Annotated in this window: 22 protein-coding genes and 1 riboswitch; of the genes, 15 read left to right on the top strand and 7 right to left on the bottom strand. The window is 72.9% G+C overall.

Annotated elements, in window-relative coordinates; translation table 11 throughout:
- Nucleotides 1–41: 41 nt before the first annotated feature.
- Nucleotides 42–623: a hypothetical protein gene (locus D1J63_RS14130; RefSeq protein WP_102930497.1), complete on the bottom strand. Its 582-nt coding sequence runs from the start codon at nucleotides 621–623 to the stop codon at nucleotides 42–44.
- A 293-nt stretch (nucleotides 624–916) separates the two neighbouring features.
- Here D1J63_RS14130 and D1J63_RS14120 point away from each other — a divergent pair, with 293 nt between their 5' ends.
- The 9 genes from D1J63_RS14120 (at nucleotide 917) to D1J63_RS14080 (ending at nucleotide 12,880) form a co-directional block, all read left to right on the top strand.
- Nucleotides 917–1,771 (top strand): bifunctional methylenetetrahydrofolate dehydrogenase/methenyltetrahydrofolate cyclohydrolase, encoded by an 855-nt coding sequence (locus tag D1J63_RS14120; protein WP_125629150.1) that lies wholly within the window; start codon nucleotides 917–919, stop codon nucleotides 1,769–1,771.
- On the top strand, nucleotides 1,761–2,345 hold the full coding sequence (locus D1J63_RS14115; protein WP_125629149.1) for a DUF3017 domain-containing protein: 585 nt from the start codon (nucleotides 1,761–1,763) through the stop codon (nucleotides 2,343–2,345). Before D1J63_RS14120 ends, D1J63_RS14115 begins: the two co-directional genes overlap by 11 nt.
- Nucleotides 2,346–2,761: 416 nt before the next feature.
- A complete protein-coding gene (locus D1J63_RS14110; RefSeq protein WP_241235559.1) occupies nucleotides 2,762–4,066 on the top strand; it encodes an XRE family transcriptional regulator in 1,305 nt (434 codons plus the stop codon).
- A 366-nt stretch (nucleotides 4,067–4,432) separates the two neighbouring features.
- Complete coding sequence (locus D1J63_RS14105; protein ID WP_102932227.1) at nucleotides 4,433–5,422, top strand: malate dehydrogenase; 990 nt, start codon at nucleotides 4,433–4,435, stop codon at nucleotides 5,420–5,422.
- Nucleotides 5,423–5,653: 231 nt separating this feature from the next.
- Nucleotides 5,654–7,183 carry an aldehyde dehydrogenase family protein gene (locus tag D1J63_RS14100; RefSeq protein ID WP_125629147.1) on the top strand — a complete coding sequence of 510 codons (1,530 nt, stop codon included), beginning with the start codon at nucleotides 5,654–5,656 and terminating at the stop codon, nucleotides 7,181–7,183.
- 61 nt (nucleotides 7,184–7,244) lie between these two features.
- On the top strand, nucleotides 7,245–8,777 hold the full coding sequence (locus tag D1J63_RS14095) for a GMC oxidoreductase (protein WP_125629146.1): 1,533 nt from the start codon (nucleotides 7,245–7,247) through the stop codon (nucleotides 8,775–8,777).
- Nucleotides 8,774–9,976: a glycine betaine/L-proline ABC transporter ATP-binding protein gene (locus D1J63_RS14090; protein ID WP_125629145.1), complete on the top strand. Its 1,203-nt coding sequence runs from the start codon at nucleotides 8,774–8,776 to the stop codon at nucleotides 9,974–9,976. The genes D1J63_RS14095 and D1J63_RS14090 overlap by 4 nt, the downstream gene beginning before the upstream one ends.
- Nucleotides 9,976–11,922 carry an ABC transporter permease subunit gene (locus D1J63_RS14085; protein ID WP_125629144.1) on the top strand — a complete coding sequence of 649 codons (1,947 nt, stop codon included), beginning with the start codon at nucleotides 9,976–9,978 and terminating at the stop codon, nucleotides 11,920–11,922. Before D1J63_RS14090 ends, D1J63_RS14085 begins: the two co-directional genes overlap by 1 nt.
- Nucleotide 11,923: 1 nt before the next feature.
- Nucleotides 11,924–12,880: an ABC transporter substrate-binding protein gene (locus D1J63_RS14080; RefSeq protein ID WP_102932222.1), complete on the top strand. Its 957-nt coding sequence runs from the start codon at nucleotides 11,924–11,926 to the stop codon at nucleotides 12,878–12,880.
- 3 nt (nucleotides 12,881–12,883) lie between these two features.
- On the opposite strand, the gene D1J63_RS14075 is transcribed toward D1J63_RS14080, so the two are convergent.
- From D1J63_RS14075 to D1J63_RS14065, 3 genes are read right to left on the bottom strand one after another with little or no spacing between them, the layout of a single operon-like run.
- The gene (locus tag D1J63_RS14075) at nucleotides 12,884–13,627 is read right to left on the bottom strand and encodes an isocitrate lyase/phosphoenolpyruvate mutase family protein (protein ID WP_240798720.1); all 744 of its coding nucleotides are present in this window, start codon (nucleotides 13,625–13,627) and stop codon (nucleotides 12,884–12,886) included.
- Complete coding sequence (locus D1J63_RS14070; RefSeq protein ID WP_125629143.1) at nucleotides 13,621–14,067, bottom strand: carboxymuconolactone decarboxylase family protein; 447 nt, start codon at nucleotides 14,065–14,067, stop codon at nucleotides 13,621–13,623. Before D1J63_RS14070 ends, D1J63_RS14075 begins: the two co-directional genes overlap by 7 nt.
- Complete coding sequence (locus D1J63_RS14065; RefSeq protein WP_125629142.1) at nucleotides 14,064–14,588, bottom strand: carboxymuconolactone decarboxylase family protein; 525 nt, start codon at nucleotides 14,586–14,588, stop codon at nucleotides 14,064–14,066. Before D1J63_RS14065 ends, D1J63_RS14070 begins: the two co-directional genes overlap by 4 nt.
- Nucleotides 14,589–14,634: 46 nt before the next feature.
- Here D1J63_RS14065 and D1J63_RS14060 point away from each other — a divergent pair, with 46 nt between their 5' ends.
- The 4 genes from D1J63_RS14060 (at nucleotide 14,635) to D1J63_RS14045 (ending at nucleotide 19,299) form a co-directional block, all read left to right on the top strand.
- Nucleotides 14,635–16,020 (top strand): PLP-dependent aminotransferase family protein, encoded by a 1,386-nt coding sequence (locus D1J63_RS14060; protein ID WP_125629141.1) that lies wholly within the window; start codon nucleotides 14,635–14,637, stop codon nucleotides 16,018–16,020.
- Between the two features lie 86 nt (nucleotides 16,021–16,106).
- Nucleotides 16,107–16,481, top strand: coding sequence for a hypothetical protein (locus D1J63_RS14055; protein ID WP_125629140.1), 375 nt, complete (start codon nucleotides 16,107–16,109; stop codon nucleotides 16,479–16,481).
- A gap of 8 nt (nucleotides 16,482–16,489) precedes the next feature.
- Complete coding sequence (locus tag D1J63_RS14050) at nucleotides 16,490–17,674, top strand: glutathionylspermidine synthase family protein (protein WP_125629139.1); 1,185 nt, start codon at nucleotides 16,490–16,492, stop codon at nucleotides 17,672–17,674.
- 60 nt (nucleotides 17,675–17,734) lie between these two features.
- A riboswitch (ZMP/ZTP riboswitch) is annotated at nucleotides 17,735–17,823 on the top strand.
- Between the two features lie 30 nt (nucleotides 17,824–17,853).
- The gene (locus tag D1J63_RS14045; protein WP_125629138.1) at nucleotides 17,854–19,299 is read left to right on the top strand and encodes a glycine hydroxymethyltransferase; all 1,446 of its coding nucleotides are present in this window, start codon (nucleotides 17,854–17,856) and stop codon (nucleotides 19,297–19,299) included.
- Between the two features lie 18 nt (nucleotides 19,300–19,317).
- On the opposite strand, the gene D1J63_RS14040 is transcribed toward D1J63_RS14045, so the two are convergent.
- Entirely contained in the window at nucleotides 19,318–19,980 is a 663-nt protein-coding gene (locus D1J63_RS14040) for a hypothetical protein (RefSeq protein ID WP_241235558.1), read from the bottom strand.
- A 169-nt stretch (nucleotides 19,981–20,149) separates the two neighbouring features.
- Between D1J63_RS14040 and trpS the strand changes: the two genes are divergently transcribed.
- Together trpS and D1J63_RS14030 are read left to right on the top strand one after the other, a co-directional pair.
- On the top strand, nucleotides 20,150–21,160 hold the full coding sequence (gene trpS / locus D1J63_RS14035) for a tryptophan--tRNA ligase (protein ID WP_125635457.1): 1,011 nt from the start codon (nucleotides 20,150–20,152) through the stop codon (nucleotides 21,158–21,160).
- 188 nt (nucleotides 21,161–21,348) lie between these two features.
- Nucleotides 21,349–21,927, top strand: coding sequence for a 2'-5' RNA ligase family protein (locus D1J63_RS14030; RefSeq protein WP_125629137.1), 579 nt, complete (start codon nucleotides 21,349–21,351; stop codon nucleotides 21,925–21,927).
- Nucleotides 21,928–21,952: 25 nt separating this feature from the next.
- Here D1J63_RS14030 and D1J63_RS14025 read toward each other — a convergent pair whose 3' ends face one another.
- Both D1J63_RS14025 and D1J63_RS14020 read right to left on the bottom strand, forming a co-directional pair.
- The gene (locus D1J63_RS14025) at nucleotides 21,953–22,708 is read right to left on the bottom strand and encodes a decaprenylphospho-beta-D-erythro-pentofuranosid-2-ulose 2-reductase (protein WP_125629136.1); all 756 of its coding nucleotides are present in this window, start codon (nucleotides 22,706–22,708) and stop codon (nucleotides 21,953–21,955) included.
- A gap of 34 nt (nucleotides 22,709–22,742) precedes the next feature.
- Nucleotides 22,743–24,143, bottom strand: coding sequence for an FAD-binding oxidoreductase (locus D1J63_RS14020; RefSeq protein WP_125629135.1), 1,401 nt, complete (start codon nucleotides 24,141–24,143; stop codon nucleotides 22,743–22,745).
- Between the last annotated feature and the right edge of the window lie 60 nt (nucleotides 24,144–24,203).

Raw genomic sequence — 24,203 nt, 5'->3', positions numbered from 1 at the left:
TTGGCGCGAACTGTTCAGTCGCGGTGCCCGGCGCCCCGTCCTCAGTAGCGGGGACGCTTGTACCAGGCCGACCCGTTCGCGTTGCCGACGAACACGGCGACCAGGATGGCGAGCACCGTGTGGACCAGGCCCACGACGATGAACGGGTACAGACCGAGGATCGCGGTGATGATGGCGAAGATCATGGTCGCTATGCGGACGCCGTTGCCGCCGCTGCCGACCTTGATCGCGAAGACGAGCGCGATCACACCCCACACCAGTGCGAACGCCGTGAGACCCCACAGCATGCCGGACGAGTAGTCGGCCAGTTGCTGGAAGGCGGCGTCGTCCTTGAGCTGGTCGTCGTTCTTCGCGGCGTCCACGCTCGCGGCGCTGAGGGCGAACAGGGCCACGCCGACGAGCTGGAGGCCGAAAATGATCCACAGCATGACGCGGGCCGCGCTGACCGTGCCGGGCATCGAGGTCGGGGCGGCCGGGTAGCCGTAACCGGCCGACACCGGGGGCGCCTGCGGGTAGCCGTAGCCGGGCTGGCCCTGCTGCGGCTGCTGCTGGGGGTAGCCGTAGTTCGGCTGCTGGCCGCCCTGCGGCGGGCCGTAGGGGTTGTTCGGATCGCCGAAACTCATGGCGGGTCTTCCTCCGTCGCTGTCAAGTGCGGGGACGACGCGCGGCTGACTCGGAGGAATTTCTTCGAAGCGGTTCGTCCCCCCGGTACGGCCCCGCGGCACTGTGCTGCCCAATCGTTCTTGACCGAACTCTTACTTGTCCAGCCCGTCCGCAATGCGTTGTGCAAGTGCAACACCGCCGATCATGAGCGGACAGGGCCGGACGTGTCCCGTGGCGTCCCGAAGCGTCCCGCGCGGTGCCCGCATGCCGACCTGATTGGAACCCGGGGCCGGTCATCCGCGAGGATGGGGGCATGACCGCCCAGATTCTCGATGGCAAGGCCACCGCAGCCGCGATCAAGTCCGAACTGACCGCCCGCGTGGCGGCGCTGAAGGAGAGGGGTGTCACACCCGGTCTCGGCACCGTCCTGGTCGGCGACGACCCGGGCAGCCAGAAGTACGTCGCCGGCAAGCACCGCGACTGCTCCCAGGTCGGCATCGCCTCCATCCAGCGCGAACTGCCCGCCACGGCCACGCAGGAGGAGATCGAGGCGGTCGTCCGCGAACTGAACGAGGACCCGGCCTGCACCGGGTACATCGTCCAGCTGCCGCTGCCCCGGGGCATCGACGAGAACCGCATCCTCGAACTGATGGACCCGGACAAGGACGCGGACGGCCTGCACCCGATGAACCTGGGCCGCCTCGTCCTGAACGAGCCGGCGCCGCTGCCCTGCACCCCCAACGGCATCCTCACCCTCCTGCGCCGCTACGGCGTCGAGATCAAGGGCGCCGAGGTCGTGGTCGTCGGCCGCGGTGTCACCATCGGCCGCCCGATGCCGCTGCTGCTCACCCGGCGCAGCGAGAACGCCACGGTGACCCAGTGCCACACCGGCACCCGGGACCTGGCCGCCCACCTCAAGCGCGCGGACATCGTCATCGCCGCGGCCGGCTCCCCGCACCTGGTCCGGCCCGAGGACGTCAAGCCCGGCGCTGCGGTCCTCGACGTCGGCGTCTCCCGCAACGCCGAGGGCAAGATCATGGGCGACGTGCACCCGGGCGTGGCCGAGGTGGCCGCCTGGATCTCCCCGAACCCCGGCGGCGTCGGCCCCATGACGCGGGCCCAGCTGCTCGTCAACGTGGTGGAGGCGGCGGAGCGCAGTGCCGGCTGAGGACACCAACTCCCCCGAACGGCGGGGCGACGCGGGGACCCCGGCCCCGGAGGAAGCGGCGCCCGCGCGGACCTCGGCGGCCTCGGACGGCGGCGGGGCCGCGGCAGCCTCCCCGGGCGCCACGCGCGAGGACGAGCTCACCGTCCGCGACCCCGTCAGCGCGCCCGACGCCAAGGGGCGGCCGCGGCGTGTCACCCGCCGCTTCCCGCTCTTCACGCGTGACACCGCGCGTCCCGAGGGCGGCGGCCGGGCCGCGGCCCGCGACGCCCCGGCGCCCGCCCGGCAGTGGCCGGTGCTCGCGGTGGTGCTGCTGGTCGGCATCGGCCTGCTGCTGACCGCGCTGGACGTCTTCCGCTGGGGGACGCTGCTCATCGGCGCCGCGCTGCTGGCGGGCGCCGCGCTGCGCTGGGTGGTGCCCGACGTCGGCATGCTCGCCGTGCGCTCCCGCTTCACGGACATCACGACCTACGGCGTCCTCGGCCTCTCCATCGTCCTGCTGGCGCTGATGGCCCAGCCGAAGCCGGTGCTGGAGATCCCGTTCCTCAAGGACACCCTGCACTTCACGGTCAGCTAGAACGGAGCGGCTTCTCCGTACGACGGCCCGTCCTTACCCCCGTAGAAGGACGGGCCGTCGCCGGGACCAACCCTCCTGCACGGGGAACGCCCTGTTCAACGCCTGTCAGGGCGCTGTGGCACGGAAGTGACCGTTCCGCTACTCCGCTACGCGGCCCGTTCCCCGGGGTTCCGTACCGGGCGGGGCGACGCCGGTGGGACACTGGACCACGGGTCGGCGGGCGTGCGACGGTGCACGCTCACGGCCTCTGTGCTCCTGTGCGCCCCCACCCCGGGAACTGAGATCCTGACCGGGCGCATCCCTGTGGGTAGCCAGAACCAGGTGTCGCGCGCAGGACTCCGCGCGCGGCCACCAGCGGGGGAACGACCAGCACGTCACCGGGGGAAGAGGGGGAAGCAGTGCCTCGTTGGAAGGCCTTGCCGGATGAACTCGATCCGCAGATCAGGGAGTTCACCAGCCAGCTGCGTCGGCTCGTGGACCGCAGCGAGCTGAGCGTCGCCTCGGTGGCCGACGCCACGGGCTACAGCAAGACGTCCTGGGAGCGCTATCTGAACGGCCGCCTGCTGGCGCCCAAGGGTGCCATCGTGGCCCTGGCCGAGGTGACGCGGACCAATCCGGTCCACCTGACCACCATGTGGGAGCTGGCCGAGCGTGCCTGGAGCCGCTCGGAGATGCGCCACGACATGACCATGGAGGCCATCCGGATCTCCCAGGCGCGTGCCGCGCTCGGTGAACTGGGCACGCCCGCGGCCAAGTCCGGCAACTCGGCGGCCAAGTCGGGCGGCCGCGACCGGAGCGGCGGCGCGACCGGCAGGGGAAGCCGGAGCGGCCGCCACGGCGGTGGAGCCGCGGCCGCGTCCGGGATCGCCGGTCCCGCCGGGGTGTCGCCCACACTGCCGCCGACGGTGCCGGCCCAGCCGACCGCCGCCGACAGCCCCGACTCCGTCCTCGGCGCGGTCCGGGGCCCCGGTGCCCCCGCCCCGTCCTCCGGCGGAGCGACCGAGGGCAACTCGTGGGGGCTCGCCGGCTACCGGGGGCCCGCACCGACCGGCGACCGCACGGCCCGGCCCCGGACCGGTACCGGAGCGGCGGCGCGGCCGGCCGGGCCCGACGAGACCAGCGTGCTCGGCCCGGTCGCCGGCCCGCCCGGCACCGGCCCGTCGGGCACCCACGGCGAGCCCCCGCACGGCGGCCGCCCCCGTTCGTCCGGCCGGTCCCCGGGCGGCGGCGCCAAGCGGATGACGACGCTCGTCGCGGGCGTCGTCGGCGTGCTCGTCGTGGTCGCGGGCGCCTTCTTCCTCCTGAACGACGGCGGCGACAAGAAGGACGAGGGCACCAAGCCCTCCCCGTCGCCCACCGTGAGCAGCGAGCCGAAGCTGCCGCCCGGCGTGAAGTGCGGCGGCGACGCCTGCACCGGCAAGGACCCGGAGGTCATGGGCTGCGGCGGCGACCTGGTGACCACCGGCGCGACCGCCGTCGTCGGCACGGCCTCCGTCGAGGTGCGGTACAGCAAGGTGTGCGGCGCCGCGTGGGCCCGTGTCACCCAGGCCGCCCAGGGCGACGAGATCCGGGTGAACGCCGGCGGTGCGAACGAGCAGCGGGCGACGGTCGGCAACGCCGGGGACACCGTCGCGTACACCGCGATGGTCGCCGTGGACTCCGCGGCCGACGCCACCGCCTGCGCGACGCTGGCGTCGGGCACGCAGGGGTGCACCAAGTAGCCGGGCACCCAGGCGGTACGAGGCGGGGCCGTAAGGGGGCGCGAGGGGGGCGCGAGGGGGCGGGGCGAGAAAACTTCGCCCTCGGCAGGCATGCCCCGCGGCGTCACGGGCACGCGAGAAGTACCCCCACGGGAGTCCGGCAACGGTATCCCCGAGCGGCGGTCGCCTTCGTCCCCCTCTCCCGGACAGGCGGCCGCCTCTTTCTTCGTATGAGGCAGTCCTGTGGGCCGGGCCACACCGACCCGGACGTGCCGGACACCACGGGCGCGATAGCCTGACGGCTGGATGGATCTCTTGATACCAAGAGATCGATCAAACGCCCGGGGCCGGGACGCCCCACCCGCCAGCTGTCATACGGAGAACGCCATGACTCGCACTCCCGTGAACGTCACCGTCACCGGCGCGGCCGGCCAGATCGGTTACGCCCTGCTCTTCCGCATCGCCTCCGGCCAGCTGCTCGGCGCGGACGTGCCGGTCAAGCTGCGCCTCCTGGAGATCACTCCGGCGCTCAAGGCCGCCGAGGGCACCGCGATGGAGCTGGACGACTGCGCGTTCCCGCTGCTCCAGGGCATCGAGATCACCGACGACCCGAACGTGGCCTTCGACGGCGCCAACGTCGCCCTCCTCGTCGGCGCCCGCCCCCGCACCAAGGGCATGGAGCGCGGCGACCTCCTCGAGGCCAACGGCGGCATCTTCAAGCCGCAGGGCAAGGCCATCAACGACCACGCCGCGGACGACATCAAGGTCCTCGTCGTCGGCAACCCGGCCAACACCAACGCCCTGATCGCCCAGGCCGCCGCCCCGGACGTACCGGCCGAGCGCTTCACCGCCATGACCCGTCTGGACCACAACCGCGCGCTGACCCAGCTCGCGAAGAAGACGGGCTCGACGGTCGCCGACATCAAGCGTCTGACCATCTGGGGCAACCACTCCGCCACCCAGTACCCGGACATCTTCCACGCCACGATCGCCGGCAAGAACGCCGCCGAGACCGTGAACGACGAGAAGTGGCTGGCCGACGAGTTCATCCCGACCGTCGCCAAGCGCGGCGCCGCCATCATCGAGGCCCGCGGCGCCTCCTCGGCCGCCTCCGCCGCCAACGCCGCCATCGACCACGTGTACACGTGGGTCAACGGCACCGCCGAGGGCGACTGGACCTCCATGGGCATCCCGTCGGACGGCTCCTACGGCGTCCCGGAGGGCATCATCTCCTCCTTCCCGGTCACCACGAAGGACGGCTCGTACGAGATCGTCCAGGGCCTGGAGATCAACGACTTCTCCCGCGCCCGTATCGACGCCTCCGTCAAGGAGCTGTCGGAGGAGCGCGAGGCGGTCCGCGGTCTCGGCCTCATCTGAGTCGGCCCCCGACGCCCGCACGGGCCCCGTTCCGGTTCCGACCGGGACGGGGCCCGTGCCCGTTTCCGGAGCCCGTGAAGCCACGTTTCGTCCCTTTTCTTCGTGATGCGCCGCACTTTCGGCCACCGATTCGGCATGCAAACGGGGCCGCGGGGCAGGGGCTCCCGGTCCCCGAGAGCGACACGTGGGTGACGCAGGGGGATCGATCAGGAACGGAAGGCAACACCGACCATGGCGAACAGCACGCACACCCCGGCGGAGCAGGCGCACCGGACCATCCACGCGGGAGGCGAGTGGCTCGCGGCGTCCTCCGGCGCCACGCGCGAGATCCTCGACCCCGCGGACGCCCTGCCGTTCGCCGTGGTCGCGGAGGGCGACGAGAAGGACACCGACCTCGCGGTGGCCGCCGCCCGCCGCGCCTTCGACGCGGGGGACTGGCCGCACACCCCGGTCGCCGAGCGCGCCGCCCTGCTGCGCCGCGTCGCCGATCTGCTCGGGCGCGACCGAGAGAAGCTCGGCCTGCTGGAGAGCCGCGACGCGGGCAAGACCGTCGAGGAGGGCCGCGTCGACATCGACTGCGTCGCCGACGCCTTCCGCTACTTCGCAGACCTCGTCGCCGGTGAGGCCCCGGGCCGGGTCGTCGACGCGGGCTCGCCCGACATCCACAGCGTCGTCGTGCACGAGCCGGTCGGCGTCTGCGCGATGATCACGCCCTGGAACTACCCGCTGCTCCAGGCCAGCTGGAAGATCGCCCCGGCGCTCGCCGCCGGCAACACCTTCGTGATCAAGCCCAGCGAGATCACGCCGATGACGACCGTCGCCCTCATCGACCTGCTCGTCGAGGCCGGCCTCCCCACCGGCGTCGCCAACATCGTCACCGGCCCCGGTCACACCGTCGGCGCCCGCCTCGCCGAGCACCCCGACGTCGACCTGGTCTCCTTCACCGGCGGCCTGGTCAGCGGCACCAAGGTCGCCCAGGCCGCCGCCGTCACCGTCAAGAAGGTCGCCCTCGAACTCGGCGGCAAGAACCCCAACGTCGTCTTCGCCGACGCCTGCGAGACCGAGGAGGGCTTCGACACCGCCGTCGACCAGGCCCTCAACGCCGCCTTCATCCACAGCGGCCAGGTCTGCTCCGCCGGCGGCCGCCTCATCGTCGAGGAGTCGGTCCGCGAACGCTTCGTCGCCGAACTCGCCCGCCGCGCCCAGAAGATCCGCCTCGGCCGCGGCACCGAGGACGGCGTCGAGTGCGGCCCGCTCGTCTCCGAGCAGCAGCGCGCCAAGACGGAGGACTACGTCGCCTCCGCGCTCGCCGAGGGCGCCGAACTCCGCTGCGGCGGCAAGCGCCCCGAGCCGTCGCCCCAGCGGCCGGAGTCCGGCTACTTCTACGAGCCGACCGTCCTCGACCACTGCCACCGCGAGATGCGGGTGGTGCGGGAGGAGGTCTTCGGGCCGGTCCTCACCGTCGAGACCTTCCGCACCGAGGACGAGGCCGTAGCCCTCGCGAACGACACCGAGTACGGTCTGGCCGGTGCCGTCTGGACCGCCGACGCGGGACGGGCCCGCCGGGTCGCGGGCCGGCTGCGGCACGGCACCGTCTGGATCAACGACTTCCACCCGTACCTGCCGCAGGCGGAGTGGGGCGGCTTCGGCAAGAGCGGCGTCGGCCGCGAACTCGGCCCCGCCGGCCTGGCCGAGTACCGCGAGAGCAAGCACGTCTACCAGAACCTCGCGCCCAAGCCCGTCCGCTGGTTCTCGGGCTGACCCTCCCGCACCACCCGTTCCCTCCCGTCGCACCCGTCCCCACCCCCTCTGGAGTACCCCCATGCCCGAAACCACCCAGGTCTACGACTACGTCGTCATCGGCGGCGGCACGGCAGGCTCCGTGATCGCCTCCCGCCTCACCGAGAACCCGGACGTCACCGTCGCCGTCATCGAAGGCGGGCCGAGCGACGTCGGCCGCGACGACGTGCTGACCCTGCGCCGCTGGATGGGCCTGCTCGGCGGCGAGCTGGACTACGACTACCCCACCACCGAGCAGCCGCGCGGCAATTCGCACATCCGGCACAGCCGCGCCCGCGTCCTCGGCGGCTGCTCCTCGCACAACACCCTCATCGCCTTCAAGCCGCTGCCGTCCGACTGGGACGAGTGGGAGGCCGCCGGTGCCAAGGGCTGGGGCGCGGTGCCGATGGAGGCGTACTTCGCCCGGCTGAAGAACAACATCGTCCCGGTCGACGAGAAGGACCGGAACGCCATCGCCCGCGACTTCGTCGACTCCGCGCAGAAGACGCTGGAGGTCCCCCGCGTCGAGGGCTTCAACAAGAAGCCGTTCACCGAGGGCGTCGGCTTCTTCGACCTCGCCTACCACCCCGAGAACAACAAGCGTTCCTCCGCGTCGGTGGCCTACCTGCACCCCGTGATGGACGAGCGCGCCAACCTCACGCTGATGCTGGAGACCTGGGCGTACAAGCTCGAACTCGACGGCACCCGCGCCGAGGGCGTCCACGTCCGCACCAAGGACGGCGAGGAGATCCTGGTCAAGGCCCGTAACGAGGTCGTCCTCAGCGCCGGCGCCGTCGACTCCCCGCGCCTGCTGCTGCACTCCGGCATCGGACCCAAGGACCAGCTGGAGGCCCTCGGCATACCCGTGGTGCTCGACCTGCCTGGCGTCGGCGAGAACCTGCTCGACCACCCCGAGTCGGTGATCGTGTGGGAGACCAACGGCCCCATCCCGGACAACTCCGCGATGGACTCGGACGCCGGTCTGTTCGTGCGCCGCGACCCCGAACACGCGGGCCCCGACCTGATGTTCCACTTCTACCAGATCCCGTTCACGGACAATCCGGAGCGCCTCGGCTACGAGCGCCCCGAGTTCGGCGTCTCCATGACCCCGAACATCCCCAAGCCGAAGTCCCGCGGACGCCTCTACCTCACCAGCGCCGACCCGTCCGTCAAGCCCGCCCTGGACTTCCGCTACTTCACCGACGAGGACGACTACGACGGCCGCACCCTCGTCGACGGCATCAGGATCGCCCGCGAGATCGCCAAGTCCCAGCCGCTGGCCGGCTGGCTCAAGCGCGAGGTCTGCCCCGGCCCGGACGTCACCGGCGACGAGGAGCTGAGCGAGTACGCCCGCAAGGTCGCCCACACCGTCTACCACCCGGCGGGCACCTGCAAGATGGGCGCCGCCACCGACGAGAGCGCCGTCGTCGACCCCGAGCTGCGCATCCGCGGCCTGCAGGGCATCCGCATCGCCGACGCCTCCGTCTTCCCGACCATGCCCGCCGTCAACCCGATGATCGGCGTCCTCATGGTCGGCGAGCGCGCCGTCGAGCTGATCGGCGGTGACGCCCGATGAGCACGACCGCCAAGGACACCACCGCCGCCACCGACACCGTGGCCGAGCGACCCCCGGTCTTCTCCGTCGACGGCCTGTGGAAGGTCTTCGGCCCCAAGGCCGCCCGCGTCCCCGCCGACCCGGAACTGACCGCACTGACCCCGGCCGAGCTGCGCTCCCGCACCGGCTGCACCGCCGCCGTCGCGGACGTCTCCTTCGACGTGCGCAAGGGCGAGGTCTTCGTCGTCATGGGCCTGTCCGGCTCCGGCAAGTCCACCCTCGTACGCTGCCTGACCCGCCTCATCGAGCCGACCGCCGGGTCCATCGCCATCGACGGCGAGGACGTCCGCGCCATGGACAAGTCCCGGCTGCGCGAACTGCGCCGCCACCGCGCCGCCATGGTCTTCCAGCACTTCGGCCTGCTCCCGCACCGCACCGTCCTGGACAACGTCGCCTACGGCCTGGAGGTCCAGGGCATGGGCCGCGCCGAGCGCCGCGAGCGCGCCGCCGCCGTCGTCGCCAAGGTCGGCCTGGAGGGCCTGGAACACCGCCGCCCCGGCCAGCTCTCCGGCGGCCAGCGCCAGCGCGTCGGCCTCGCCCGCGCCCTCGCCGTCGACCCCGAGGTGCTGCTCTTCGACGAGCCGTTCAGCGCGCTCGACCCGCTGATCCGGCGGGACATGCAGGAGGAGGTCGTCCGGCTCCACCGCGAGGAGGGCCGCACGATGGTCTTCATCACCCACGACCTCCAGGAAGCCCTCAAGCTCGGCGACCGCATCGCCCTGATGCGCGACGGCCGCGTGGTGCAGCTCGGCACCCCGGAGGAGATCGTCGGCTCGCCCGCCGACGACTACGTCCGCGAGTTCGTCCGGGACGTCCCGCGCGAACAGGTCCTCACCGTCCGCACGGCGATGCGCCCCGCCACCTCGGCCGACGAGGCGGGCACGGGCCCGGCGATCCGCCCCGAGGCCACGGTCTCGGAGGCCATCGAGGCGGTGGCAAGGGCAGGCTCGGCAGCCCGCGTCATGCACGAGGGCCGCTGCCTGGGCGTGGTCGACGCGGCAGACCTCCTGTCGGTGGTAGCAGGCACAGACTCAGCTGCGGGCAGTGACGTAGCTGCGGGCAGTCGTGCCGCTGGGGCGGCACGGGTGGGCGCAGCGGCACCCGGCGAGCGCCGTGAGCCGACCGACCCACGCCCAGCCACCACCGAGGAGTCGGTCTGATGGCAACGATCACCGCAGCGCCCCGAAAGCCCGCCCCGCCGGGCATCCTCACCAGCAGAGCCGTCCGCAAGCTCGCGATCCTGGCCGTCGCGGCCGCGATCCTCATCCCCATAGCCGTCACCCAGTGGCCCGGCGCCACCTGGCCCACCCCCCTCACCGTCGACGTCTCCGAACCCCTCGGCAGGGCCAGCGACTGGATCATCGACAACCGGGACAGCCACCCCCTGTTCCTCTACTTCTTCGGCCACGTCAGCAACATCGTCGTCATCGCCGTACGCGCCGTGTACCTCGCCCTCCTCGCCGTCGGCTGGGCCGGGGTCACCGCGATCGGCGCCCTGGTCGCCTGGCGGGTGGCCGACGTCAAGCTGGCCCTCGGCACCGCCGCCGCGTTCCTGGCCTGCGGCCTGCTCGGCATGTGGGTGCCGACGATGCAGACCCTCGCCCTCATGGTCGTCGCCGTCCTCGCGTCCGTCGCCGTCGGCGCCCTGCTGGGCCTCGCCGCGGGCCTGTCCGACCGGATGGACCGCGTCCTGCGCCCGGTGCTGGACACCATGCAGGTGCTGCCCGCCTTCGCCTACCTCCTCCCCGTCGTCCTGGTCTTCGGCATCGGTGTCCCCGCCGCCGTCCTGGCCACCGTCGTCTACGCCGCCCCGCCCATGGCCCGGCTCACCTCGCTGGGCCTGCGCGGCGCGGACAAGGAGGTCCTGGAGGCCGTCGAGTCCCTCGGCACCACGAGCCGCCAGCGCCTGCTGACCGCCCGGATCCCGCTGGCCCGCAAGGAACTCCTCCTCGGCGTCAACCAGACGATCATGATGGCGCTGTCCATGGCCGTCATCGCCTCCGTCATCGGCGCCGGCGGCCTCGGCGACCGCGTCTACCAGGCGCTCGCCTCCGTCGACGTCGGCGCGGCCCTCGCGGCCGGCATCCCGATCGTGCTGCTCGCCGTCGTTCTGGACCGCGTCACCGGCGCGGCCGGGGAGCGTCTCGGCGAGTCCGGGAAGTCCCCGGTGACCTGGCTGTACGCCCTCGTCGTCGCCGCGGCCGTCGCGCTCGCCGGGCGACTGGCGGGCTTCCTCGACTGGCCCGACGGCTGGGAGCTGAACATCGCCGAGCCCGTCAACCGGGCCGTCGACTGGATGACCGCCCACCTCTACTCCGGTGTCCCCGTCGTCGGCGGCACCGCCGACTGGGCCGCGCACTTCACCAGCTGGGTGCTCAACCCGCTCCGCGACGGCCTCCAGTGGCTGCCCTGGTGGTCCGTGCTCCTGATCGTCGCCGCCCTGGCCTGGCTGATCGGCACCTGGCGCACCGCGCTCACCGCCGTCCTCGCGATGGCCGCGATCGGCGTGCTCGGCGTGTGGAAACCGTCCCTGGACACCCTCTCGCAGGTGCTCGCCGCCGTCGCCGTGACCCTGGTCATCGGCTTCGCCACCGGTGTCGCCGCCGCCCGCAGCGACCGCTTCGAGCGCTTGCTGCGGCCCGTGCTCGACGTCTTCCAGACGATGCCGCAGTTCGTGTACCTGATCCCGGTCGTCGCCCTGTTCGGCGTGGGCCGCGCGCCCGCCGTGGCCGCCGCGGTCGTCTACGCCCTCCCGGCCGTCGTCCGCATCACCGCCCAGGGGCTGCGCCAGGTCGACCCGGCCGCCATGGAGTCGGCCCGCTCGCTCGGCGCCACCAGCGGTCAGCAGCTCCGCCAGGTCCAGCTGCCGCTGGCCCGGCCGGCCCTGCTGCTCGCCGTCAACCAGGGCGTCGTCCTGGTCCTCGCCGTCGTCATCATCGGCGGTCTGGTCGGCGGTGGCGCGCTCGGCTACCAGGTCGTCTTCGGCCTCGCCCAGGGCGACCTGGCGACCGGCCTGGTCGCCGGCGCCGCGATCGTCTGCCTCGGCCTGATGCTCGACCGCGTCACCCAGCCCACCGAACGCCGTACGACGAAGAAGGGAGCCTGACATGCGGGTACGCGTCACCACCGCCGTGGCCTCGGCCGCCGCGCTGACCCTGCTCACCGGCTGCGGCGCCGCCGACATGACCAAGCAGGCGTCCCCGTTCGCCAATGCCCAGGGCGCCAAGACGGTCACCCTGTCCGTGCAGTCCTGGGTCGGTGCCCAGGCCAACGTGGCCGTCGCCCAGTACCTGCTGGAGCACGAGCTGGGCTACCGCGTCGACACCGTGCAGGTCGACGAGGTCCCCGCCTGGGACGCGCTCAGCCAGGGCCGGGTGGACGCCATCCTGGAGGACTGGGGCCACCCCGAGCAGGAACAGCGCTACGTCGAGGACAAGAAGACCATCGCCCCCGGCGGCGACCTCGGCGTCACCGGCCACATCGGCTGGTTCGTGCCGACGTACTTCGCGAAGAAGCACCCGGACGTCACGAACTGGAAGAACCTCAACAAGTACGCCGACCTGCTGCGCACCGCGGAGAGCGGCGGCAAGGGCCAGCTCCTGGACGGCTCCCCGTCCTACGTCACCAACGACAAGGCCCTGGTGAAGAACCTGGACCTGGACTACCAGGTCGTCTTCGCCGGCTCCGAGGCCGCCCAGATCACCCAGATGCAGCAGTTCGCCAAGGAGAAGAAGCCCTTCCTGAGCTACTGGTACACACCCCAGTGGCTGATGGAGAAGGTGCCGATGACCGAGGTGAAGCTGCCGCCGTACGAGGAGGGCTGCGACGCCGACCCGGCGAAGGTCGACTGCGCCTACCCGGTCACCCCGCTGCAGAAGTACCTCAACGCCGACTTCGCGAAGAACGGCGGCGACGCGGCCGAGTTCCTGAAGAACTTCACGTGGACGACCGAGGACCAGAACGAGGTCTCCCTGATGATCGCCGAGAAGAAGATGCGGCCCCAGGTGGCGGCGGAGAAGTGGGTGGACAGCCACAAGTCCGTCTGGAAGAAGTGGCTGCCCTGACCCCTACCGCCCCGGCCCGGCCGCGAGCCGTCGCGCGTGCTCCCGCACCGCCTGCTCGGCCTGCCGCTGGAGACCCGGCCCGAACGTGACCCGGGTGGCCCCGAGCCCGCCGAGTTCGGCGGGCGAGGGGCCTTCCCCGGGACGCGCGAACACGTTCATCGGCCCCCGGATCCCGGCCCGCAGCCGCGGCAGTACGGCGACGGGGGCGGCGATCGGGTACACGCAGTCGGCGCCCGCGGCGACGTAGGCCGCCGCCCGCTCGATCGCCGCCTCCGGGGCGTCGACGCCCCTGATGAACGTGTCGATCCGGGCGTTCAGGAACAGCCGGCCGCCGGCCGCCTCCCGCACCCCGGCCAGCCACTCGGCGTGCTCCTGCGGGTCCTTGAGCCCCGCGTCGGTGGAGTCCTCCAGGTTGCAGCCGACGGCGCCCGCCTCGAGGAGCCGTTCCACCAGCTCCTTCGGCGCCAGCCCGTACCCGCCCTCGACGTCCGCCGACACGGGGACGTCCACGGCGCGCACGATCCGGGCGACCGCCGCGAACATCTCGTCGGCCGGGGTCGCCCCGTCCTCGTACCCGAGCGAGGCCGCCACCCCGGCGCTCGGCGTCGCGAGCGCCGGGAAGCCGGCCGCGGCGAACGCCCGGGCGCTCGCCGCGTCCCAGGGGCCGGGCAGCACGAGGGGATCGTCCGCGGCCCGCCCGTGATGCAGCGCACGGAACCGCTCGACGCCGTCCGGCCCAGTCACCACTCCGTGCTCCCGGCGGGAATCCGGCGGGCCACCATCAGCCGGTTCCAGGTGTTGATCGTCGCGATCAGCGCCAGCAGGTGGGCCAGCTCCGCCTCCTCGAAGTGGGTCGCGGCCTGCTCGTACACCTCGTCGGGCACGAAGCTCTCCGTCAGCACCGTCACCGCCTCGGTCAGCGCCAGCGCGGCCCGCTCCCGGGCGTCGAAGACCTCACCGGCCTCCTCCCAGGCGGCGAGCAGATCCAGCTTCCGCTCGCTCACCCCCTGCTCACGGGCGAGTCCGAGATGCATGTCCAGGCAGAAGGCGCAGTGGTTGAGCTGCGAGGCCCGGATCTGCACCAGCTCCGCCAGGCCCGCGTCCCCCAGCCCCCGCTTGGCGGCGGCGCCCACCGTCCGCAGCGCGGAGCGGACGCGGTCGTCCAGATGGGTCGTACGGGCCGTCATCCGTGCTGCCCCGGGCGGTAGTGGCCCGGCGTCATGCGGCAGGTCACGCCGAAGCGGTTCCAGGTGTTGATCACCGCGATGGCGGAGATCAGCTGCGCCAGCTCGGCCTCCTCGAAGTGGGCCGCGGCCTCCTCGTACACCTCGTCCGGCACGAAACCGTCCGTCAGGACGGTGACCGCCTCGGTCAGCCCGATCGCCGCCAGCTCCTTCTCCGTGTAGAAGTGCGGCGACTCCTCCCAGGCGCCGAGCTGCACGATCCGCTCCACGCTCTCGCCGGCCGCGAGCGCGTCCTTGGTGTGCATGTCGAGGCAGAAGGCGCAGTGGTTGAGCTGCGAGGCGCGGATCTTCACCAGCTCGTACAGCTTCGGGTCAAGCCCCCGCCTGGCGGCGGTGTCGAGCCGGAGCATCGCCTTGTAGACGTCGGGGGCGTGCTGGGACCAGTTCAGCCGGACGGGCGGCTCGGCGGCGTAGCCCGTTGCCTGCGTGCCGTCAGTGGTCGTCTCATCGGTGTTCGTCGTCATGCCGTCGAGCCTAGGACGAAGCAGCCCACCGGTATGGTCCATTCCCATGGCGAATCCCTGGGCCACTCTCGGTATCGACCTCCACCTGGAACCGGCCGGTCCCGGCCTGCGCCGCGGCCTGACCGACGCCCTGCGCGAGGCCGTCCGCACCGGCCGCCTGACCCCCGGCACCCGCCTGCCCTCCTCCCGCACCCTCGCCGCCGACCTCGGCATCGCCCGCAACACCGTCGCCGACGCCTACGCCGACCTGGTCGCCGAGGGCTGGCTCACCGCACGCCAGGGCTCCGGCACCCGCGTCGCCGACCGCGCCGTCGTACCGCCCGCCGACACCGCCCCCCGCTCCCGCGCACCGGCCCGCCCCGTCTACGACCTGCGCCCGGGCAACCCCGACCTCGCCTCCTTCCCGCGCGCCGAGTGGCTCAGGGCCGCCCGCCGCGCCCTCACCGCCGCCCCCAACGACGCCCTCGGCTACGGCGACCCGCGCGGTCGTCCCGAGCTGCGCGGCGCCCTGGCCGACTACCTCGCCCGGGCCCGCGGCGTGCGCGCCGACACCGAACGCGTGCTGATCTGCGGCGGTTTCGCCCACGGCCTGACCCTGCTCGCCACCGTGCTGCGGGCCCGCGGCGTGCACACCGTCGCCGTCGAGTCGTACGGCCTGCACGTCCACCGCGACCTGCTGACCGCCGCCGGACTGCGCACCGTCCCGCTGCCGCTGGACGCGCACGGCACCGACCCCGACGTCCCGCCGGGCACGGGCGCCGTGCTGCTCACCCCGGCCCACCAGTTCCCGCTCGGCATGCCCCTGCACCCCGACCGGCGGGCGGCCGTCGTCGACTGGGCGCGGCGCACCGGCGGCCTGGTCCTGGAGGACGACTACGACGGCGAGTTCCGCTACGACCGCCAGCCCGTCGGCGCCCTCCAGGGCCTCGACCCCGACCGCGTCGTCCACCTCGGCACCGCGAGCAAGTCCCTCGCCCCCGGCCTGCGGCTGGCCTGGATGGTGCTGCCCCCCGGCCTCGCCGACGACCTCACGGCCACCCGCGGCGGCCTGGACACCAGCGGAGTCCTCGACCAGCTGACCCTGGCCGAGTTCCTGACCTCCGGCGCCTACGACCGCCACGTCCGCTCCGCCCGCCTGCGCTACCGCCGGCGCCGCGACGCCCTGGTCGCCCACGTCGCCGCCCGCAGCCCCGAGGTGCGGGTGACCGGCATCGCGGCCGGCCTGCACGCCGTACTGCGACTGCCGCCCGGCACCGAGCAGTCGGTCGTCCGCGCGGCGGCCTGGCAGGGCCTCGGCCTGTACGGCCTGTCGGTCTTCCGCCACCCCGACGCCACCGCCGACCCCATGGACGCCGTCGTCGTCGGCTACGGCACCCCGCCCGACCACGCTTGGGCGGGGGCCCTGGAAGCGCTGGGCCGCACCCTGCCGTAGAGTCCGTCCCCGGTGTCGGCCGTACACTCGATCAGTCCAACTGACGTACGGAAAGCAGAAGAACGCACAACGGGGGAGTTGCGGACATGGCGGAGACCCGGCGACGGCTGCGGTCGAGCACCGTGGTGCTCGGCGGCATGGGAGTGCTCGCGGCGGCCCTCAGCGCCTGCGGTTCGGACCCGGACCGCCGCTGCGTGGACCGCGACAGCTACGACTACCTCAACGGCTACAAGGTCGTCGCCGACAAGAACTGCAAGTCGGGCTCCTCCAACAGCGGCTCGTCCGGCGGTTCGTACGGCAAGGGCGGCAAGAAGGGCTCGTCGAAGTCCGTGGGCGACGCCGACTGGTACTACGACGCCGACGTCAGCAACGGCTGGGCCGACTACGGCACCTTCAGCCGGTCCGAGGCCGTCGACCGGGGCGGCTTCGGCTGCTCCGGCTCCGGCAGCGGCGGCGGCTGAGCCCGGCCGTGGAACGCCGCACCACCGACCCCCGCCCCGGCTGGCAGCAGACCGTCGAGGAACAGGGGCTGATCTACCCCCTGACCCGCTACCCCGACGACTCCCTGCGCCCCTACTGGGACGAGAGCGCCTACTACGTCTTCTCCCTGCCCGAGGTCGAGGCGCTGGAGGAGGTCGTCGAGGAACTGCACCGCATGTGCCTCGCGGCCGCCGAGCACATCGTCACCGCGGACCGCTTCGCCGACCTCGGCATCACCGACCCGCGCGTCGTCCGCGCCGTCACCGAGGCCTGGCACCGCCGCGCCGAACTCCCCTCCGTCTACGCCCGCTTCGACCTGCGCTACGACGGCACCGGCCCCGCCAAGCTCCTGGAGTACAACGCGGACACCCCGACCTCCCTGGTCGAGGCGGCGTCCCCGCAGTGGTTCTGGATGGAGGAGCGCTTCCCCGGCGCCGACCAGTGGAACAGCCTCCACGAGCGGCTCGTCGACGCCTGGAGGAAGCAGGCCGCGCTGCTGCCGCCCGGCAACCCCCTGTACTTCGCGCACTCCTCGGACGACGAACTCGGCGAGGACCTGATGACGGTCGCCTACCTCAAGGAGACCGCCGAGCAGGCCGGCCTGGAGACCGACTGGATCTCCATGGAGGAGATCGGCTGGGACCGCCTCTCCGGCCGCTTCGTCGACAACAGGCTGCGCTTCATCCGCAGCCTCTTCAAGCTCTACCCCTGGGAGTGGCTCACCACCGACCGCTTCGCCGGCCACGTCCTGGACACGCTCGACAACGGCGGCGGCACCGGCAGCACCCTGTGGATCGAGCCCGCCTGGAAGATGCTGCTCAGCAACAAGGCCCTGCTGGCCGTCCTCTGGGAGCTGTACCCCGGCCACCCCAACCTCCTCCCGGCCCACCTGGACGGCCCGCGCGACCTCGCCACGACCACGGGCTGGGTCGCCAAGCCCCTCCTCGGCCGCGAGGGCGCCGGCGTCACGATCCACGAACCGGGCACCGACCCCGCCCCCCGCTCCGAACCCTGCTGCTACCAGGAACTGGCCCCGTTGCCCGACTTCGACGGCAACCGCGTCGTCCTGGGCGCCTGGGTGGTGGAGAACGAGTCGGCGGGCCTGGGCATCAGGGAGTCCTCGGGCCTGGTGACGGACGAGTACGCCCGCTTCCTGCCCCACGTGATCCTTTGAGGACGGGCCCTTCCGCATCACGGACACCCACGGCACGTCCCCACCCCACCCGGTACCCTGACCCCGGGCCGTGACTGGCGCGCAGGGATGGGTCCAACCATCGGGGAGCGGCCCGACGAGAACACGTGCCGTGCGCCTGGGCCGACCTGAACGCTGCCTGCAACGTCCGGAGGACCCCCGTGCCCGCAGAGATCTCCCCCGAGTCCACCGCCTACCGAGCCGCGCTCGACGTCATCCGAACCGTCGAGCCCCGCGTCGCGGACGCCATCGGCCAGGAGGTCGCCGACCAGCGCGAGATGCTCAAGCTGATCGCCTCGGAGAACTACGCCTCCCCGGCCACCCTCCTCGCCATGGGCAACTGGTTCAGCGACAAGTACGCCGAGGGCACCATCGGCCGCCGCTTCTACGCCGGCTGCCGCAACGTCGACACCGTCGAGTCCCTCGCCGCCGAGCACGCCCGCGAGCTGTTCGGCGCCCGCCACGCCTACGTCCAGCCGCACTCCGGCATCGACGCCAACCTGGTCGCCTTCTGGGCCGTCCTCGGCGCCCGCGTCGAGGTGCCCTTCCTGGAGCAGGCCGGCGCCCGCCAGGTCAACGACCTCACCGACGCCGACTGGGCCGAGCTGCGCCGGGCCTTCGGCAACCAGCGCATGCTCGGCATGTCCCTGGACGCCGGCGGCCACCTCACCCACGGCTTCCGCCCGAACATCTCCGGCAAGATGTTCGACCAGCGCTCCTACGGCACCGACCCCGCCACCGGTCTCATCGACTACGAGGCCCTGCGCGCGTCCGCCCGCGAGTTCAAGCCGCTGATCCTCGTCGCGGGCTACTCCGCGTACCCCCGGCTGGTGAACTTCCGGATCATGCGCGAGATCGCCGACGAGGTCGGCGCGACCCTCATGGTCGACATGGCGCACTTCGCCGGCCTGGTCGCGGGCAAGGTCCTGACCGGTGACTTCGACCCGGTCCCGCACGCCCAGATCGTGACGACGACCACCCACAAGTCGCTGCGCGGCCCGCGCGGCGGCATGGTCCTGTGCGACGACTCCCTCAAGGACCAGGTCGACCGCGGCTGCCCGATGGTCCTCGGCGGCCCGCTCCCGCACGTCATGGCCGCCAAGGCCGTCGCCCTCGCCGAGGCCCGGCAGCCCGCGTTCCAGGACTACGCGCAGCGCATCGTCGACAACGCCCGCGCGCTCGCCGAGGGCCTGATCAAGCGCGGCGCCACCCTGGTGACCGGCGGCACGGACAACCACCTCAACCTGATCGACGTGGCGTCCTCCTACGGCCTCACCGGCCGCCAGGCCGAGGCCGCGCTGCTCGACTCCGGCATCGTCACCAACCGCAACGCCATCCCGGCCGACCCGAACGGCGCCTGGTACACCTCGGGCATCCGCATCGGCACCCCGGCGCTGACCACGCGCGGCCTCGGCACCGCGGAGATGGACGAGGTCGCGGGCCTGATCGACCGCGTCCTGACCACCACCGAGCCCGGCACCACCAAGTCCGGCGCCCCCTCCAAGGCCTCCCACGTCCTCGACGCGAAGGTCGCCGACGAGATCGCGCACCGCGCCACCGACCTGGTGGCCGGCTTCCCGCTGTACCCGGAGATCGACCTCGGCTGAGCCTCCCGGCAGGCCGGCCTACAGGTCGATCAGCTCCTGACGAGGTTCCCCGCGCGGCGGTCCGGCACGGTACCGGTCCGCCGCGCGGCGTATCAGCAGCGTCCCCGCGACCCCCGTCCCGAGCCCGGCGGCGGCCGCCCACCACACGCCGTGCCACCCGTCGTCGTCCCCTTCTGCGCCCGTGCCGCCGGCGGTGAAGAAGCCCGCGTCGGTCATCTGCTCATAGGCGCGCCGCGACGCCCGGTGCCAGCGGATGTCGTCGTCCGTCAGGTCCGGCGCCAGGTCCGAGCGCACCCACGGGGTGCCGTCCCCGGCCAGGAAGAACTGGTCCTGACGCAGCATCGCCACGTCGCCGCCGGGCGCCCGCTGCGTCTGCGGCCAGCCCCCGACGCCGGTCAGCCCCCACAGCACCGTGAACCGCACCGGGGGCCGCCGGCCCTCCGTCCAGGCCTCCGGAACCCGCTCCGTGCCCGTGTAGGCCGGGTCGAGCAGCCACCGCAGCCGGTCGAAGTCGGACTCGCCCGCGTGCCAGGACGCGGTGCGCCCGTCGCCCGCCCACACGACCACCGCCACGTCCGGCTCGTCGACGGCCCGGGCCCCGTCCGCCGCGGCAGCCCCCGTCACGCCCGCCCACCACAGCGCCGCGGCCCCCGCCGCCGCGCGCACCCACCGTCGCCCCACCGCGCCCCCTCCCGCCCGTTCCCACCCTTGTTACACCCCCGGGCACGGAATGGAGCCCCCCTGTTCCGAACCCGTGCCCGACCGCCCCCGCAAGCCTGAGAGAATGGTGAACATGGCCAACGAACGCCCGCCCGTCTCCCACCACCGCCCTCATGGGGATGGCTCCGCCATGCAGCGTCGTCCGCGCGTGCTCTCCGGTATCCAGCCGACCTCCGGCTCGTTCCACCTCGGCAACTACCTCGGCGCCGTCCGCCAGTGGGTCGACATGCAGGACACCCACGACGCGTTCTACATGGTCGTCGACCTGCACGCGATCACGGTCCCGCAGGACCCGAAGGAGCTGCGGCAGAACACCCGCGTCGCCGCCGCCCAGCTCCTCGCGGCCGGCCTCGACCCGGACCGCTGCACCCTGTTCGTGCAGAGCCACGTCCCCGAGCACGCCCAGCTCGGCTGGCTGATGAACTGCATCACCGGCTTCGGCGAGGCGTCCCGGATGACGCAGTTCAAGGACAAGTCCGCCAAGCAGGGCAACGACCGCACCACCGTCGGCCTGTTCACGTACCCGATGCTGATGGTCGCCGACATCCTGCTCTACCAGGCCGACCAGGTCCCCGTCGGCGAGGACCAGCGCCAGCACCTGGAGCTGACCCGCGACCTCGCGGACCGCTTCAACCAGACCTACGGCGACGCCTTCACCGTCCCGAGCGCCTACATCCTCAAGGAGACGGCGAAGATCTACGACCTCCAGGACCCGACCGCCAAGATGAGCAAGTCGGCGGCCACCCCGAAGGGTCTGATCAACCTCCTCGACGAGCCGAAGGCCACCGCGAAGAAGGTGAAGAGCGCGGTCACGGACACCGACACCGTCGTCCGTTTCGACCGCGAGGCCAAGCCCGGCGTCAGCAACCTGCTGACGATCTACTCCACCCTCACCGGCGCCGAGATCGCCGAGCTGGAGCGGAAGTACGAGGGCAAGGGCTACGGCGCGCTGAAGACGGACCTCGCCGACGTCGTCGTGGAGTTCGTCACCCCCTTCCGCGAGCGCACCCAGCAGTACCTGGACGACCCGGAGACGCTCGACGCGATCCTCGCCAAGGGCGCGGAGAAGGCCCGGGCCGTCGCCGCGGAGACCCTCGCCCGGGCGTACGACGCGGTGGGCTTCCTGCCCGCCAAGCACTGACCCGCGCCACCGCCCGCCGCACCGCCCGCGACCTCGCCCGGGGCACCCGACCGGGCACCGTCCGTGCGCCCCGGCATGCCGCCGTAGCGCTGCACATCACTCCGGTTGCGCCTGCCCAGGGCACAGCCGTGGCCGTACAGTCGATATCCGGGTGTCCGGCCGAAGGACACACAACGACAGGAGACGAAGTGGGGACCGTAACGATCGGCGTGTCGATCGCGGTCCCGGAGCCTCACGGCAGCAAGCTCCAGCAGCTGCGCGCGGGCTTCGGCGACGCCGCTGCTCACGGCATCCCCACGCACGTCACCCTGCTGCCGCCGACCGAGGTCGACGGCGCCGCGCTGCCCGCGGTCGAGGCGCACCTGGCGGAGGTGGCGGCCCGCGGCCGGCCCTTCCCGATGCGGCTGTCCGGCACCGGGACCTTCCGCCCGCTCTCGCCCGTCGTCTACGTCCAGGTGGTGGAGGGCGCGGCGGCCTGCTCCTGGCTGCAGAAGCGGGTGCGGGACGCCTCCGGACCGGTCCCGCGCGAACTGCAGTTCCCGTACCACCCGCACGTCACCGTCGCGCACGGCATCGACGAGGCGGCCATGGACCGCGCCTACGAGGAGCTGTCCGACTACGAGGCCCAGTGGCCCTGCACCGGCTTCGCGCTGTACGAGCAGGGCGCCGACGCGGTGTGGCGCAAGCTGCGCGAGTTCCCCTTCGGCAGCACCACCGTGCCGCCGCAGGCCGGCCGCGTGGAGACCGGCTCCCTGCCCGCCCGGTAGCCGGGAAGGGCCGGGGCCGCGCGCCTCACACCGGCAGCCGCCGGAACACCGACCGCGGCAGGTGCCGCACCGCCGACATCACCATCCGCAGCGCCCCCGGCACCCACACCGTCTCCGAGCGCCGCCGCAGCCCCAGCTCGATCGCCGTGGCCACCGCCTCCGGCGTCGTGGCGAGCGGCGCCTGAGCCATCCCCTCGGTCATCCGCGACCGCACGAACCCGGGCCGTACGACCATGACGTGCACACCCGTGCCGTGCAGCGCGTCGCCCAGGCCCTGCGCGAAGGCGTCCAGGCCCGCCTTGCTGGAGCCGTAGATGAAGTTGGCGCGGCGGGCCCGCTCCCCGGCGACGGAGGAGAGCACCACCAGCGAGCCGTGCCCCTGCGCCTGCAGCGAACGGGCGGCGACCAGCCCCGCCGAGACCGCCCCGGTGTAGTTGGTCTGCGCGACGCGCACGGCGTTCAGCGGCTCGCGCTCGTCGTGCGCCTGGTCGCCCAGGATGCCGAAGGCCAGCAGCACCAGGTCGATGTCGCCCTCGGCGAACACCTTGCCGAGCGCCGCCTCGTGGGACTCCGGGTCCAGCGCGTCGAAGGCGACGGTGCGCACCTCGGCACCGAGGCCCCGCAACTGCTCGGCGGCCGCGTCCAAGGCGGGGGAGGGGCGCCCGGCCAGCCACACCGTGCGGGTGCGGCGGGCCACCAGGCGGCGCGCGGTGGCGAGCGCGATCTCGGACGTACCGCCGAGGACGAGGAGGGACTGGGGGAGGCCGAAGGCGTCCTTCACGGCTGCTCCAGACAGGTCGGTGGGGGCAGGGGCGTCACAGGGCGAGGCGGCGGGCCAGGTCGGAGACGAACACCCCGCGCGGGTCCAGCTCCGCACGCAGGGCGCGGAAGTCGTCCAGGCGGGGGTACATCGCGGCGAGCAGGTCCGGCCGCAGCCGGGAGTCCTTGGCGAGGTAGACCCGGCCGCCCGCCCGCGCGACCTCCTCGTCCAGCTCGTCCAGGAAGGCCCCGAGCCCCGGCAGGCCCGCCGGGATGTCCAGCGCGAGGGTCCAGCCGGGCACGGGGAAGGAGAGCCAGCCCGGGTCGGCCGCGCCGAAGCGCTTGAGGACGGCCAGGAAGGACGGGCAGCGGCGGGCGGAGATGCGCCGCACGATCGAGCGCAGCGCCTCCTCCCGGCCGTGCCCGACGACGAACTGGTACTGCACGAAGCCGCCCCGGCCGTAGACCCGGTTCCAGTGCGGGACGCCGTCCAGCGGGTGGAAGAAGGTGGAGATCCGCTGGAGCCGGCCCCGGCTCACCCGGGGGGCCTTGCGGTACCAGAGCTCGTTGAACAGGCCCACCGTCGTCCGGCTGAGCAGCCCGCCCGGCAGGGAGTCGGGGGTCGCGGGCAGGCGCGAGGTGCGGAAGGCCAGCGGCTCGCGCCGGGCGCGCGAGCGGGCGGGCAGCGCGTTCAGAGCGTCCAGCGGTGCGTGGTCGCCGCGGGTGAGCACCGCGCGCCCGGTCGCCCGGCCGCGCGCGAGGAGGTCGATCCAGGCGACCGAGTAGCGGTAGCGGTGGTCGGTGGCGGTCAGCCGGGCCATCAGGTCGTCCAGGTCGCCGGCCCGCTCCGTGTCCACGGACATCAGCGCCGTCTCGACCGGCTGGAGCCGCAGCGTCGCGGTGAGGATCACCCCGGTCAGCCCCATGCCGCCCGCGGTCGCGTCGAACAGCGGCGTGCCCGGGGCGACGGTGCGGACCCGGCCGTCGGCGGTGAGCAGTTCCAGGGAGAGCACGTGCCGCGTGAAGGACCCCGAGACGTGATGGTTCTTGCCGTGGATGTCCGCGCCGATCGCCCCGCCGACCGTCACGTAGCGGGTGCCGGGCGTCACCGGCACGAACCAGCCCAGCGGCAGCAGCACCTCCATCAGCCGGTGCAGGGAGACCCCCGCGTCGCACAGCACGGTGCCGCCGGCGACGTCGACCGCGTGCACCCGGTCCAGGGCCGTCATGTCGAGCACGGCACCCCCGGCGTTCTGCGCCGCGTCCCCGTACGCCCGCCCCAGGCCCCGCGCGATGCCGCCGCGCACCCCGCACTCCCGGACGGCGACGGCGGCCTCCTCGTACGTCCGCGGACGGACGACGAGCGCACCGGTGGGCGCCGTACGGCCCCAGCCGGTGACGGTGTCCCAGTCGGCGTCGGGGCCCCGGTCGGTGTCGCGCACGGTGTCGGCAGACATGGCGGTGACCGTATCGCCCCGCCCGTCCCTGAGTGAATGATTAGTCCCAAAACATTCGGA

Source organism: Streptomyces sp. KPB2 (assembly GCF_003950055.1).
In the GTDB taxonomy this organism is placed as follows: domain Bacteria; phylum Actinomycetota; class Actinomycetes; order Streptomycetales; family Streptomycetaceae; genus Streptomyces; species Streptomyces salinarius.
This window is presented reverse-complemented; position numbering and strand designations above follow the sequence as displayed.